Source organism: Chitinophaga sp. CC14 (assembly GCF_048957795.1).
Lineage (GTDB): Bacteria > Bacteroidota > Bacteroidia > Chitinophagales > Chitinophagaceae > Chitinophaga > Chitinophaga ginsengisegetis.
Window position 1 is genome coordinate 1,920,759 of sequence record NZ_JARBFY010000001.1, and the last position, 11,874, is coordinate 1,932,632.

Below are 11,874 nucleotides of genomic sequence, written 5' to 3' on the forward strand. Positions count from 1 at the left end.
TATGAGAGATATGCGTTTGATAAAAATACTGGCTTGTCTGTTATCTGTTTTTATTTTGTTTTCCTGTAAGAAGGATTTCCTGGACAGAAGCCCTGAAACTGTGATCAGCGATGCACAATACTGGCAAACATCCAACGACCTGAAATTATACAGCAATAGTTTTTACGGTGCGTTCCCCGCCTATACCGGGTTTGGAACAATAGGAATCTACGGCCTGGATGCCGATCAGGGAAGTGATAACATGATTTCCATGAGCTATAATACCACGATGAACGGTGAAGCGGTGGTACCCTCTTCCAGCGATGCCTGGAACTGGAGCACACTCCGTAATATTAACTACCTGCTGGCTAACTATAGCAAAGTAAACGAGCCATGGACCAACGTAAAAACATATGTTGGTGAAGCGTTGTTTTTCAGGGCCTACTTTTACTTTGGGATGATGAAGCAGTTTGGCAACCTGCCCTGGGTAAGCAAGCCATTAACAACTGCTTCGCAGGAGCTTTATAACAAACGCATTGCGCGCAATATCATTGCAGATTCCATTCTGGCCGACCTGGACAATGCCATTAGCTATTTACCTTCCAAAAGCGCTGCGCAGGCAGGCAGGGTATATAAAGAGTATGCAATGGCGTTCCAGTCGCGCGTAGCCCTGTATGAAGGCACCTGGGAAAAATACCTGTCGGGTACTCCCTTTGGTGTAACCGGTTCCACCGGCACCAAGTACCTGCAGAAAGCCGCTGAAGTGGCTGGCAACGTGATCTCTACCGGCATGTTCCAGCTGGATAATGCAGGGAAGGAAAACGGGTACTGGTCGTTGTTTAATCAAACAGATTTCAGCGGCAGCAAAGAGGTGATGTTCTGGCGGCAGTATAATCTCACTTCCGGACCTACGCATAACTGGCACCGCTATACGAATTCCGGCGCCGGCCGCGGCTTAACCAAAGGGCTGGTAGATGATTACCTGTGTATGGATGGGAAACCCATTGCGGTAAGTACGATGTACAGGGGAGATGATTCACTAACCACGGTGGTAAAAGGAAGGGATCCCCGCCTGGCGCAAACTATGTATGTAAATGACGGTGCGCACCTTGTAACCAGCAATCAGCCCGGGGGCGCCGTTAACCTGCTTTTCCAGGTACCTACTTTTTCTTCTGCCAATGAAGGCAAGCCGGCTACCGGTTACCAGGTTTACAAGGGACATAATCCCGACTATAGCCAGCAATACGCCGGCGACGTGGGTACTACTGCCCTCATCCTTTTCCGTTATGCAGAAGTATTGCTGAACTATGCGGAGGCAAAAGCGGAGCTGGGCGTATTAACCCAGGGGGATGTGGACCTCAGCATCAATAAGCTCAGAGCCAGGGTAGGTATGCCTGATATGAATATTGGTGCGCTGATAACCGATCCAAACTGGAAATTCCCTTCATTGAGCCCGGTGATCAATGAAGTAAGAAGAGAAAGACGTGTTGAATTGGCCTGCGAAGGTTTCAGACGGGATGATGTGCTGAGATGGGGTGCCGCGGGTAAGTTGTTTACCGGCTGGAAACCGCTGGGAGCTAAATTAAGCCAGTGGGCTACCGTGGTTCCGGCAAACCTGCTGGCAGGATATCCTGTGAATGCCGATGGCTATATTGAGTTATACCAGAAAATCCCGGCGATGTCTGCCGGGTATAAATTCAATGTAAACCGCGACTACCTGTCTGCTATTCCTTTATCTGAGCTGCAGGTACCGAATAGTGTAATAGATCAGAATCCCGGTTGGTAAGATATCTAACCCCAAATAATATTCGAAAAACGGCAGGCATTACGTCTGCCGTTTTTCGTACAGGCTTATCTGTTTATAGCTACTTTAGAAAGAAAAAGCGGATGTATACACCTACAACTTATTATTCTTTTTTGTAGATTCCTTCCCTGAAGGAAGCATTTACAGACTTATTTAAACCCAAGATCAATGAAAATCAGGAAAAGCTTTGTAGTGGTGGCGGCATTTATGGCTGTCGGCACCCTATGTTCACTCGCATTGCCCCAGGAGCCGGAGAAGGCTACCAATCTGAAAGTATTGCCAAAAGATATCAGTCATGATGACCTGATCAAGGTAATGCGCGGTTTTAATGCTGCGTTGGGCGTAAAATGCAATTTCTGTCATGAGCCGCGGAAAGATGATGCAAAGAAACTGGACTTCGCCAGCGACGCTAATCCGCATAAAGGCACTGCCAGGGATATGATGAAGATGACCAAACGCATCAACAAGAAATTCTTTAAAGGCAGTGAAGTAATGGCGGTTTCCTGTTATACCTGTCATCATGGGGATGAAGAGCCAAAAACCAAACCTGATGCTGCACCGGAGGCAGCAAAGTAAGTTTTTAGAAGCCGCTTCACAGCGGCTTCTTTTATTTAGGCCTGATAACGGCAATTTCAGACGTTTTCAACGCTTAAAACACCCCTTTCATATGGCTTTTTTTTAATTTATCAGCATCTTGACCAGAAAAACAGTATCTTTGCTTCCGTCTGTTGAGTTAAAAGCATAAAGCACAGAAATATCTATTCTCTCCAGTCCGGAAATCTTTTCTTTACTGCTCTCCTCAATTGTGATAACGCTAAAGATGAAGAAGCGTTATTTTATATTTATTACATCAGATATATCAACATGTTATTTGAGCAATTAGGGCTTATTGAGCCCATTTTAAAAGCAGTTAAAACCGAAGGGTACACTACACCTACTCCTATACAATTACAATCTATTCCTATTGTATTGGAAGGTAAAGATCTCCTCGGCTGCGCGCAAACAGGCACCGGTAAGACGGCTGCGTTTGCTATCCCCATCTTACAGTTATTGCATAACAGTACGCCGGAAAAACAAGGCTTTAAACATATCCGTACACTGATCCTCACGCCCACCAGGGAACTGGCGGTGCAGATCGATGAAAGTTTTGCCGCCTATGGCAAACACACCGGTCTGAAACACGATGTGATCTTTGGTGGTGTTCCGCAACACAGGCAAACTATTGCCCTGCGCAACGGAACAGATATATTGATTGCCACACCGGGTCGTTTACTCGACCTGATGAATCAGGGTTACATTTACCTGAACCACCTCGAAATATTTGTGCTGGATGAAGCCGACCGCATGCTGGACATGGGCTTTATCAACGATATCAAAAAGGTGATCAGGGAACTGCCACAGCAACGCCAAACGCTTTTCTTTTCGGCTACCATGCCGCCAAGCATCGCGCAACTGGCTAACTCTTTACTTTACAAACCGGAAAAGGTTACCATTACACCGGTATCTTCCACCGCGGAAAGGATTGAACAATCCGTTTACTTTGTAAAGAAGAAAGATAAACAGTCACTGCTGGAAACTATCCTGAAAGACCATCGTATTGAACGTACCATCGTGTTTACCCAAACCAAGCATGGTGCCGACAGGATCGCAAAAAACCTGAAGAAACGTAATATTGATGCCGATGCCCTGCATGGGGATAAGTCACAGGCTTCCCGTCAGAATACCCTGAACAACTTTAAAAATGGCCGCCTGCGTGTGCTGGTTGCTACAGATATTGCTGCAAGAGGTATCGATGTGGATTCACTGGAACACGTCATCAACTACGATCTGCCAAATGTTTCTGAAACATACGTACATCGTATAGGCAGAACCGGTAGAGCAGGTGCTGCAGGTTATGCCCTCTCTTTCTGTGATACAGAAGAAAGGCCATTCCTCCACAGCATCAATAAACTGATCCGTCAAACTATTCCTTCCGTGTCCCATCCGTTTGAAGAAGCGGCACTGATGGAAGCCAACAGCGCCAACCCGGATATGCCGAAGGCACTTCCAAGAAGACCCAAACCACACAACAGGAGAGGGAAACTGGATAAACGCGACAGAACTTTTTAGTGTTAGAAATTAGTCATAGTGATTGGGATGTTGTACTGCAACATCCCTTTTTATTTTACAGACACCGGTAGCTTCCCGCCCTTTACCGCTTTCAGGAAGTCCGCGTAGTCTTTTTCTGTCTGATCTGCATAGGCTACTGCAAACTTGCCGATCGCCTCATCCATCACCTCCGATTTACCCAGGTAGTTGCTGATCACGGCGCCTTGCCCGGTTTTGGCATGCGCCCTTGCCAGCACTTTTCCACACAAACCTGCATAAGCCGCCAATATTTCCTTATCAAAATGTTCTACATCCGGCGCAATCTTCCGGTCTCTCAGCTGCCGCAGGTAATAATGCCTGTTTTCCCCGTCGGTGCTCCAGCCGAGGAAAATATCGCTCGCAGCCTGCACCAGCCGCTGCCCCTGCACAATCCTTTCGCCGTTATGCGGGTATTTGCTTTTACTGGTATAGGCTTCCAGCACACTGGTTCTGGCTTCTTTTACCTGCAGAAAAAGAGGATCGTCTTTTGCATTCATGAGCAACGCTACGAGGCAACGGGTGCCCACACTGCCTACACCCACAACTTTCAGGGCAATATCGACGATGTTGTACTGACTGAAAAGATATCGCCGGTCATCCTGCAAAGTACTCTTGTAATGGTCCAGGAATGACTGTACCTTTTTTTTCTGCTGCACGAGGTCGATCGGGTGATAGATCAGCGGGTGCTGATCTGTAATTTCAAAGCTTCCCAGCACGCTCTGGGTGATTTGATAAAACACTTTGGTATGTGAACTTTTTTCCGCTCTGTCCATTGCTTCTTTCAGCAGGTTTTTTACTTTTTCGCTACGGGTGCGGTTTAGCAGGTCATGCATTTCAAACTTCATATACCAGAGATCCAGTGCATTCATCCGGGCGTATTCCGCCATACCGGTACGATAGGCCATCGCCATATCAACGGCCATCTGCTGCGCGTCTGTCTCCCGCATATTGTTATGCCGTGCTGCCAGCACAAAGCTGGTGGCCAGCCTTTTTACATCCCATTCCCACGGCGCGGGCAGTGTTTCATCAAAATCGTTGGCATCGAAGATCAGGTTACGTTCCGGTGTAGCAAAGCCGCCAAAGTTCATCAGGTGGCAGTCGCCCATTGCCTGTACCTGCAAGCGGGTATGCGGCAGCGAGGAGAGATCCCGTGCCATAATATCGGCAGTACCCCTGTAAAAAGCGAAGGGCGATGTACTCATCCTGCTCATCCGGATGGGGATCAGGTCTTTTACCCGGTCGTAGTTGGAAGCTTTAATAGCTTCCAGGATAGTGGGACGTTGGGCGGGCAGCCGGAAAATGCCCTGCGAAGTGCGGGGCACCGTATCCCTGATTTTTTTGCCGGGATTGTCTGTAGGAGTAGTCATAGTCAAAGCACTTACTATCAAAACACAGGAAAGGCATTGGTTGTTGCAATTAACCGCCGGCCGGGCACTGAAGAGGCTACCGGTAACGGATAAACGGTACTTAGCCCGGCGCCGGGTCGGAGGCAATCTCCTTTCGGGTAGCTGCCCGTGAAGCTATTATTGATATTGCGTGCAGTCGTATCAGAACATTATCTATCTTTACAATACCTAAAGAAAAACTTTAACCTGGTTTTATCCGTAAATACCAGGAATTAGCTCATTTTAACCGAACCCTTAACCAATCCTGATGGATCAGCAGCACTATATGGAGCAGCAACTGCGCAATATGGGACTCAGCGAAGAAGAAATTGCCTTGTATAAGCAGCAGTTACAGCCCCCTGCCACTTCGGCAAACGATTGGCCAGCCCTGTTTAAGGATGTGAAACAGTTTAACCACTTATTTTCAGGAGATGATGCAGATGTAACGGACGGGGATGAACATCCGCCGGCCTTATCTCTGAATCCGCGTAGCCGGCTGGATATCCGGCAGCAATGGGCTGTAGCCTGCGGAGCTGATATTGCCTTTGTAAACCGCTTGTACCTGAATGATGTTACTACCGGTACAGATGGGCTGACATGCCGCGAACAGCTGTCGGAGTGGTGGGATATCAACAATACCGCAGCATTGCAGGAAACGCTGGCCTGGCTGCAGGAGAGCGGTCACCGGATAGAATATGATATTATCTGGCAGGCGATCAATGCTGTTTCTATGAAAGAAAGCAAAGCCTTTCTGAAGGAACATATCGCTACCAATGAGCTGGAAGAGGCGGTAGTGATGGAGCGCTTACGCAATACCCGTGAAGCCCTGGAACTGTTCAGGCAACGGGAACTCATAAACGAAAACCTGCAGCCGGATATGCTGATCTGGGACTTTGGCCGTATTATTAACCTGAGCCGCTCTGGCTATGATGCCGGTTATATCAGTTATGAGCAGGCGCAGGAATACATCCAGGCCTGTGTTCCGTTGATTAAAAGAACTTACACTTCCTGGAAACATCTTTCCGTTTCCTACCAGTTTGCCCGTTGTGTGTGGAACGGGGTGGAAATGGGTAGTTTCGAAATTCTGCGCAATAATATGGAACACCTGCTGGCAGCGCCGGAAAGCCCGTGGGTACGGTTACCTTTTAACAGCCGGTTGTTTTAGTGTTGCATGATCCTGTTCTGCTCACTGTCTTTCAGGTGTACCAGGATATGCTTTGGCAGCAGTGGGCTGTCGAAAGCCAGGTCTATGGATGTTTTGTCGAAGTCCTTTACTTTTGCCACCCGGTGAAATATTTCATACAACGCTATGGGTTCTTCATTAAAGCTCACACAGGTACTTACAAAGTTTAACTCATTGATGGCATACCCGGATCTCTTTATATTATCTTCCATATCTTTCAGCCGGCCTATGAAATGACGTTGACGGATAAACGTAGTACTGTTCATGATGATAAAAATATAATTGGCATAGGAGGTTATCTTACCATAATACATATGGTTATCCCTTCCGGTGCGCTCTACAAGGTATTCATCGCCCGACTTATATATCTCCAGGGAAGATCTCCAGATACGTTCAGCCGCTTTTTTACCCGACTTAAACGGAAGGTTACGGTTATAGCAATACCAGTATCCCACCAGGTGATCCAGTAATTTATGATTGACTGCCGACAGGGGAATACCGATCTTAAGTTCATGAAAGGGATATACCTCTGACGAGTTATTGATGAAATCAATGTAACTGCTGAAGCCAAGTGCCACTGCTATTACATTCAGTTTGGAGAAATTCGGGCTGCTCAATGCTGCGATGGCAGTATTGTTTTTAGCGGCTTTCAGTTTCCGGATCACGAGGTGTTCATAGAAATAATTGTCGCCGAACAGGGAAGGAGGTGCGGCTAATTTCCTGAAGCGCTGCTGTTTGCCGATGATCGTGTTGAACTCATCTACAACATGGCTCCATTCTGTTTTTGAAACATCTTCCCAGCTTACCTTTTTCAGGTATTGATAAGCAATGTAATTCATCAGCCGTTCCAGGTTAAGCAATTCTTCCTTACTCATAATAATACGATTATAATACGGAAATAGGTCTGTCTAAGATACGCACAAGACTTTAGTATTCTGAAATAATTTCATCTTGGTAATAACAAATAAAAAATGAAATTATGATGATGAAAAACAACCAATTCGTAGCCTTATCACCGGGTACATTGCTATGGGAGCAGATCAGCAACTTCCGTTTGGATGAGCCGGATGTAAAGTTCCCGTTTTCGAAAAAGCTGGCCCGGGAACAGCGCTGGAGTGAAGACTTTACGCGGAAAGCCATACAGGAGTATAAGCGCTTTATTTATCTCTGCTGTATTTCTCCAACGGGCGCTTCCCCTTCTGAAATTGTAGATAAGGTCTGGCACCAGCATTTACTTTATACCCAGAATTACTGGGAAGTATTTTGTGAGAAAACGCTGGGTAAAAAGATCCACCATTATCCTTCCGGCGGTGGACGGGCAGAACAACAAAAGCACGCGGCCTGGCAGGAGGACACGCTGCAACTATACCGGCGATGTTTTGGAGAAGATCCGCCTGAAGCTATCTGGTTAAATAAATCCCCCTCCCTTTCCTTCTCCCTGATAAAGCGCTTTACCTTGTTTCCCCGGCGCTGGTTAACACCCCTTCTCTTCTTGTCCTTCTTCTTCTTTGCAGGTTGTACGGCCGACAATGCGCCTTTCTTTGGATATACAATGGTGCTGTTGTTTCTGGGATTTCTTATTGCAAAAAGCAATAAGAAAAAGACGAAAGCTGACAGTGAGGATGATTCCGGCGGAAGTAATTGCAGTAGCGGCAGCAGCTGCGGAAGTAGCTGCGGAAGTAGCTGTGGCAGCAGTTGCGGAGGTGGATGCGGCGGGTGCGGATCCTGATCTTAAAAAAATGATACGATGAAAAAAGAAATAACTCCACGACCCCTTTTTCTTTCTCTCCTTGCCATCGGCGCGTTCTTTTTGCCCTTCCTGTATGTTCACTGTGTTTCATCGCAATGGAATCCCTTTGCCATTAACGGGAAGAAATTCCTGGTGTTCTATGGCGGGTGTATAATCATTGGTTACCTCGCTGTATTATTCCGGCAATATGCCGGTTTTTTCCCTTTTATGAGAGGATTGGTGATAGTGCTACTAGGCGCCGGCGTAGCCCGGATGTGCCAGGGACTTTATCATGGGAAGCCGGTAGGCTACCTGCTCCTGTTATTGATGAGTTTGTTGGTATTGTGGCAGTGGGTGCAGTATTTATATAATAAAAAGAGATAGACGGTTGTCTATCTCCTTTAGAGCTGTAAGGGGGAAATTCATAGTGTTTCCATAGAATAGAATAGTATTAGCAGGTAGATGTTCATACCCTCAGCTATAATCTTTTTTTGGAGTTCACACAGGACAAAATTCGCTAGGTTTTCTGACCAGATTGGTGTAATATTATTAAAATAAGTTAAATGTCAATCGTTTAAGTGACAATGGTAACAACAATGGATGAAAGTATCTTTTGTGCAGTTTAATGCACCTTCATCCTTGTTTTTGTAGAATTTGTAACGGCAAAGAGCTTAAGCCAGCGAACATATTCAGGCTTGCATCTCAAAAGTCAGCATTAAATAGCAAGCGATTAAACTTATTAGATGAATTGACTCATAAACGCGATGAAAATGCGGTTGTATCCAACATTGTGTACTTTAGGGGCTGCTGGAAGGCATTCATAATGTGTAAGTTATAGACTGAAAAGGGTATTTGTATAATATTAAAAATTTATATGATAAAAGAAAATTCAGATTGGTAAAGTATTTTTATCTTACTTGCTTCCTGCTTAGTGTAAATTTTTTATATTCAGGGATACGATGCTAGCTTTTTTCAGAAGAAAAACCAATGGAGAGCCGCCTGATATCAGCCGGAAACTCATGGAATGGTTTTCATTTTTTTTATCTGATAAGTATTATGGAACGAGAGTCAGGATATGGGCGCATGTGCTCATGTGGGGATGCATGGCAATGTTCTATGCTTTATTATTGAGTGGTACTTTTACTGTTTCCGCCAGCGCCAGTCTTGTATTTGTTATCCGGAATGTGCTGGGCGCCATGTTCTTTTTTTATTTCGTTTTTTATTTTACAATACCGAAGGTTTTACTGAAGGGGTACTTTTTTCTTACGATTGTATGTTTAATAATACCTTTCCTGTTCTGGTCTGTTATTAATTACCTATGCTCGTTGTATGTACTTATATTTCTGGAGATTACGGATGTTCCGGTGAGGGAATTCCTGGAGCGGGTGGTTAACAGCGGATGGAGGGATACTTTTTCACCTAATCATTTGCTGAAGATTTTCTTTCCGGTGTTGATGACTGTAGCGCCGCCCATGTCGTTGAAACTGATCCTGGACATTATCCGCGCTTCCACCCGTACATTGAGGCTGGAGCGGGATAACCTGAACCTGGAGGTTGATTTTCTCCGCTCCCAGCTGAACCCGCATTTCCTGTTTAATACACTGAATAATATCTATTCATTGTCTATCAGGAATGACGCGCTGGCATCGGACCTGATCATGCACCTGTCAGAAATGATGCGGTATACGCTCTATGATTCCAATACAGAAATGGTGCCGCTGGGTCTGGAAGCGGAGTTCCTGAAAAATTATGTAGAACTGGAAAGTGTGCGTTATGGAAAAAATGCCAGTATACATTTCGATTGCGATACAGAGAAGATGGAGGGCTACCAGATAGCGCCATTGCTGATGTTTCCTTTTGTAGAAAATGCTTTTAAATATTCACATAGTACTACAGCAGATAAATGCTGGATCCACGCATCAATGGATGTATCGGATAACCGGCTGAGATTTGAAATTTCGAATAGCAAAGGAGAGCTGCCGGAAGGCAAAAAGATATCCGGGGGGATCGGATTAAGCAACACCCGTAAAAGGCTTATTCTATTATATCCTGATCAACACATTTTATTTATTGAAAATAATCCCGAATATTACAAAGTTGTCTTGACACTAACGTTGAACTAGAAAAAATATGGATCAAGTAATTACCTGCCTTGTAGTGGACGATGAGCCGTTTGCGAGGGATCTGATGGAAAATTACATTGGAAGGGTGCCTTATCTGCAACCTGTAGCCTTTTGCGAAAATGCCTTTGATGCAATCAATGAATTGCAACGGCAGCCTGTGGACCTGCTGTTTTCCGATATCCAGATGCCCAATATTAACGGCATCGAAATGATCCGTTCTCTGAGCAACCCGCCTGTTGTTATTTTTACCACTGCCTCAAGGGATCATGCCATTGCAGGTTTTGAGCTGGATGCCGTGGATTACCTGGTGAAGCCTATTTCATTCGACAGGTTCCTTAAAGCTGTAAACAAAGCGCGGGCGCATATCAGTCAGCGCTGGCAGCCCGCAGCCGCAGAAACCATCAAACCCAAAATTCAGAATACCAATCACCTGTTTGTAAAAGATAATAACAAGCTGACAAAAATTCTCTTCGACGATATTTATTATGTGGAAGGGATGAAAGACTATATCAAAATTGTGTGCAGGGAAAAAAATATCATTACCTATATGCGCATGAAAGCAATAGAAGATATTTTGCCGCCTGATCAGTTCATGCGTATCCATAAATCGTATATTGTAAGATTACAGGCCATTAAATCTATCATGGGAAATACCGTGGAAGTCGTTAACGGCCAGTCTGTGATTATTTCCAAAGCCTCCCGGCAAGACCTCAAGCGACTGCTTGGCATTGCCAACTATAACGAGGAGGACGAAGAGTAATTACCGGCATCCATAACCAGGGCTGTTGGTCGAAGAAAAAAGCAATTATGTCTAATAAAATATGATATTTAAGATCATTGGGCGAGCTTCGGTCGTTGATTTGTCTATCAGGTCACTTTAAATGCATATTTTATGTCGGAAACTAAATTGTCTGTGAATCGCCGCCCTGTGTTAATTTTAGAAAAAGAAATTGTTTCAAAAGCTGATATAAGTACAATAGAAAACATAAGGGCATCCAGTTATGATGGAGCAGCAACAATACCTTCGAGTATTCCCACTACTCCTACTACTTTGACAGGTTTATTTCGCTAGGTCTTTAAATTTGATTATTATTCCTAATTGATTAACCCCTTTGGTAAGAAATGCAATACAGATGTGCCATAGTAGATGACGAGCCTCTGGCATTAGATATACTGGAAAGCTATATCCAAAGAACATCCTATCTGAAACTTGTAAAAAAAGCATCAGAGCTGGACACCGTGGAAAGCCTGATTGCTGAGAGAAAAGTGGACGTCGTTTTTTTGGATGTTAACCTAAGAGGCAATACAAGAGATATTATAGCGAAGTTTCTTAAAAAGGACTGCGTTTTTATTCTTGTTACTGCTTATTCCAGTCGCGAGGTCCAACATCTTTGCCAGGAAGAACGGCAGGGTTACCTGGGTAAACCTGCCAGTTATAAGAAATTTGTAGATGAAATGGAACGGGTTATTCCAGGTGTCAAAATAGCCGTCACCTGAGATCCTGAAAAAACATTTTTATCTTTATCAAGCATACAGAGCCGGAA

At 45.0% G+C, this 11,874-nt stretch carries 12 protein-coding genes; 10 read left to right on the top strand and 2 right to left on the bottom strand.

The genetic code is table 11. The features are described from left to right. The first annotated feature begins 10 nt into the window (after positions 1-10). The 3 genes from PV783_RS08005 (at position 11) to PV783_RS08015 (ending at position 3,892) form a co-directional block, all read left to right on the top strand. The gene (locus PV783_RS08005; protein WP_420987633.1) at positions 11-1,765 is read left to right on the top strand and encodes a RagB/SusD family nutrient uptake outer membrane protein; all 1,755 of its coding nucleotides are present in this window, start codon (positions 11-13) and stop codon (positions 1,763-1,765) included. A 186-nt stretch (positions 1,766-1,951) separates the two neighbouring features. Beyond that, positions 1,952-2,359 (top strand): c-type cytochrome, encoded by a 408-nt coding sequence (locus PV783_RS08010; RefSeq protein WP_079469258.1) that lies wholly within the window; start codon positions 1,952-1,954, stop codon positions 2,357-2,359. A 288-nt stretch (positions 2,360-2,647) separates the two neighbouring features. Further along, a complete protein-coding gene (locus PV783_RS08015; protein WP_079469257.1) occupies positions 2,648-3,892 on the top strand; it encodes a DEAD/DEAH box helicase in 1,245 nt (414 codons plus the stop codon). Positions 3,893-3,942: 50 nt separating this feature from the next. On the opposite strand, the gene PV783_RS08020 is transcribed toward PV783_RS08015, so the two are convergent. Continuing rightward, the gene (locus PV783_RS08020) at positions 3,943-5,277 is read right to left on the bottom strand and encodes a DUF2252 domain-containing protein (RefSeq protein WP_420987634.1); all 1,335 of its coding nucleotides are present in this window, start codon (positions 5,275-5,277) and stop codon (positions 3,943-3,945) included. Between the two features lie 286 nt (positions 5,278-5,563). Here PV783_RS08020 and PV783_RS08025 point away from each other — a divergent pair, with 286 nt between their 5' ends. Next, positions 5,564-6,460: a DUF1266 domain-containing protein gene (locus PV783_RS08025; RefSeq protein WP_420987635.1), complete on the top strand. Its 897-nt coding sequence runs from the start codon at positions 5,564-5,566 to the stop codon at positions 6,458-6,460. Here PV783_RS08025 and PV783_RS08030 read toward each other — a convergent pair. After that, positions 6,457-7,353, bottom strand: coding sequence for a hypothetical protein (locus PV783_RS08030; RefSeq protein ID WP_079469254.1), 897 nt, complete (start codon positions 7,351-7,353; stop codon positions 6,457-6,459). The two genes, PV783_RS08025 and PV783_RS08030, sit on opposite strands and share 4 nt — an antisense overlap. A 104-nt stretch (positions 7,354-7,457) precedes the next feature. Between PV783_RS08030 and PV783_RS08035 the strand changes: the two genes are divergently transcribed. From PV783_RS08035 to PV783_RS08060, 6 genes are all read left to right on the top strand, one after another. Beyond that, positions 7,458-8,207 (top strand): glycine-rich domain-containing protein, encoded by a 750-nt coding sequence (locus PV783_RS08035; RefSeq protein WP_420987636.1) that lies wholly within the window; start codon positions 7,458-7,460, stop codon positions 8,205-8,207. Positions 8,208-8,225: 18 nt separating this feature from the next. After that, positions 8,226-8,591, top strand: coding sequence for a hypothetical protein (locus tag PV783_RS08040; protein WP_420987637.1), 366 nt, complete (start codon positions 8,226-8,228; stop codon positions 8,589-8,591). Positions 8,592-9,166: 575 nt separating this feature from the next. After that, positions 9,167-10,330: a sensor histidine kinase gene (locus tag PV783_RS08045; RefSeq protein WP_111576644.1), complete on the top strand. Its 1,164-nt coding sequence runs from the start codon at positions 9,167-9,169 to the stop codon at positions 10,328-10,330. Positions 10,331-10,337: 7 nt separating this feature from the next. Then, positions 10,338-11,090: a LytR/AlgR family response regulator transcription factor gene (locus PV783_RS08050; RefSeq protein ID WP_079469251.1), complete on the top strand. Its 753-nt coding sequence runs from the start codon at positions 10,338-10,340 to the stop codon at positions 11,088-11,090. 132 nt (positions 11,091-11,222) lie between these two features. After that, the gene (locus PV783_RS08055; RefSeq protein WP_143313541.1) at positions 11,223-11,402 is read left to right on the top strand and encodes a hypothetical protein; all 180 of its coding nucleotides are present in this window, start codon (positions 11,223-11,225) and stop codon (positions 11,400-11,402) included. 50 nt (positions 11,403-11,452) lie between these two features. Then, positions 11,453-11,827, top strand: coding sequence for a response regulator (locus PV783_RS08060; RefSeq protein WP_079469250.1), 375 nt, complete (start codon positions 11,453-11,455; stop codon positions 11,825-11,827). Positions 11,828-11,874 lie beyond the last annotated feature (47 nt).

Excerpts from the sequence above, each read along its gene's own strand:
- PV783_RS08005 (WP_420987633.1), top strand. The coding sequence starts at position 11 with ATGCGTTTGATAAAAATACTGGCTTGTCTGTTATCTGTTTTTATTTTG.
- PV783_RS08010 (WP_079469258.1), top strand. The coding sequence starts at position 1,952 with ATGAAAATCAGGAAAAGCTTTGTAGTGGTGGCGGCATTTATGGCTGTC.
- PV783_RS08015 (WP_079469257.1), top strand. The coding sequence starts at position 2,648 with ATGTTATTTGAGCAATTAGGGCTTATTGAGCCCATTTTAAAAGCAGTT.
- PV783_RS08020 (WP_420987634.1), bottom strand. The coding sequence starts at position 5,277 with ATGACTACTCCTACAGACAATCCCGGCAAAAAAATCAGGGATACGGTG.
- PV783_RS08025 (WP_420987635.1), top strand. The coding sequence starts at position 5,564 with ATGGATCAGCAGCACTATATGGAGCAGCAACTGCGCAATATGGGACTC.
- PV783_RS08030 (WP_079469254.1), bottom strand. The coding sequence starts at position 7,353 with ATGAGTAAGGAAGAATTGCTTAACCTGGAACGGCTGATGAATTACATT.
- PV783_RS08035 (WP_420987636.1), top strand. The coding sequence starts at position 7,458 with ATGATGATGAAAAACAACCAATTCGTAGCCTTATCACCGGGTACATTG.
- PV783_RS08040 (WP_420987637.1), top strand. The coding sequence starts at position 8,226 with ATGAAAAAAGAAATAACTCCACGACCCCTTTTTCTTTCTCTCCTTGCC.
- PV783_RS08045 (WP_111576644.1), top strand. The coding sequence starts at position 9,167 with ATGCTAGCTTTTTTCAGAAGAAAAACCAATGGAGAGCCGCCTGATATC.
- PV783_RS08050 (WP_079469251.1), top strand. The coding sequence starts at position 10,338 with ATGGATCAAGTAATTACCTGCCTTGTAGTGGACGATGAGCCGTTTGCG.
- PV783_RS08055 (WP_143313541.1), top strand. The coding sequence starts at position 11,223 with ATGTCGGAAACTAAATTGTCTGTGAATCGCCGCCCTGTGTTAATTTTA.
- PV783_RS08060 (WP_079469250.1), top strand. The coding sequence starts at position 11,453 with ATGCAATACAGATGTGCCATAGTAGATGACGAGCCTCTGGCATTAGAT.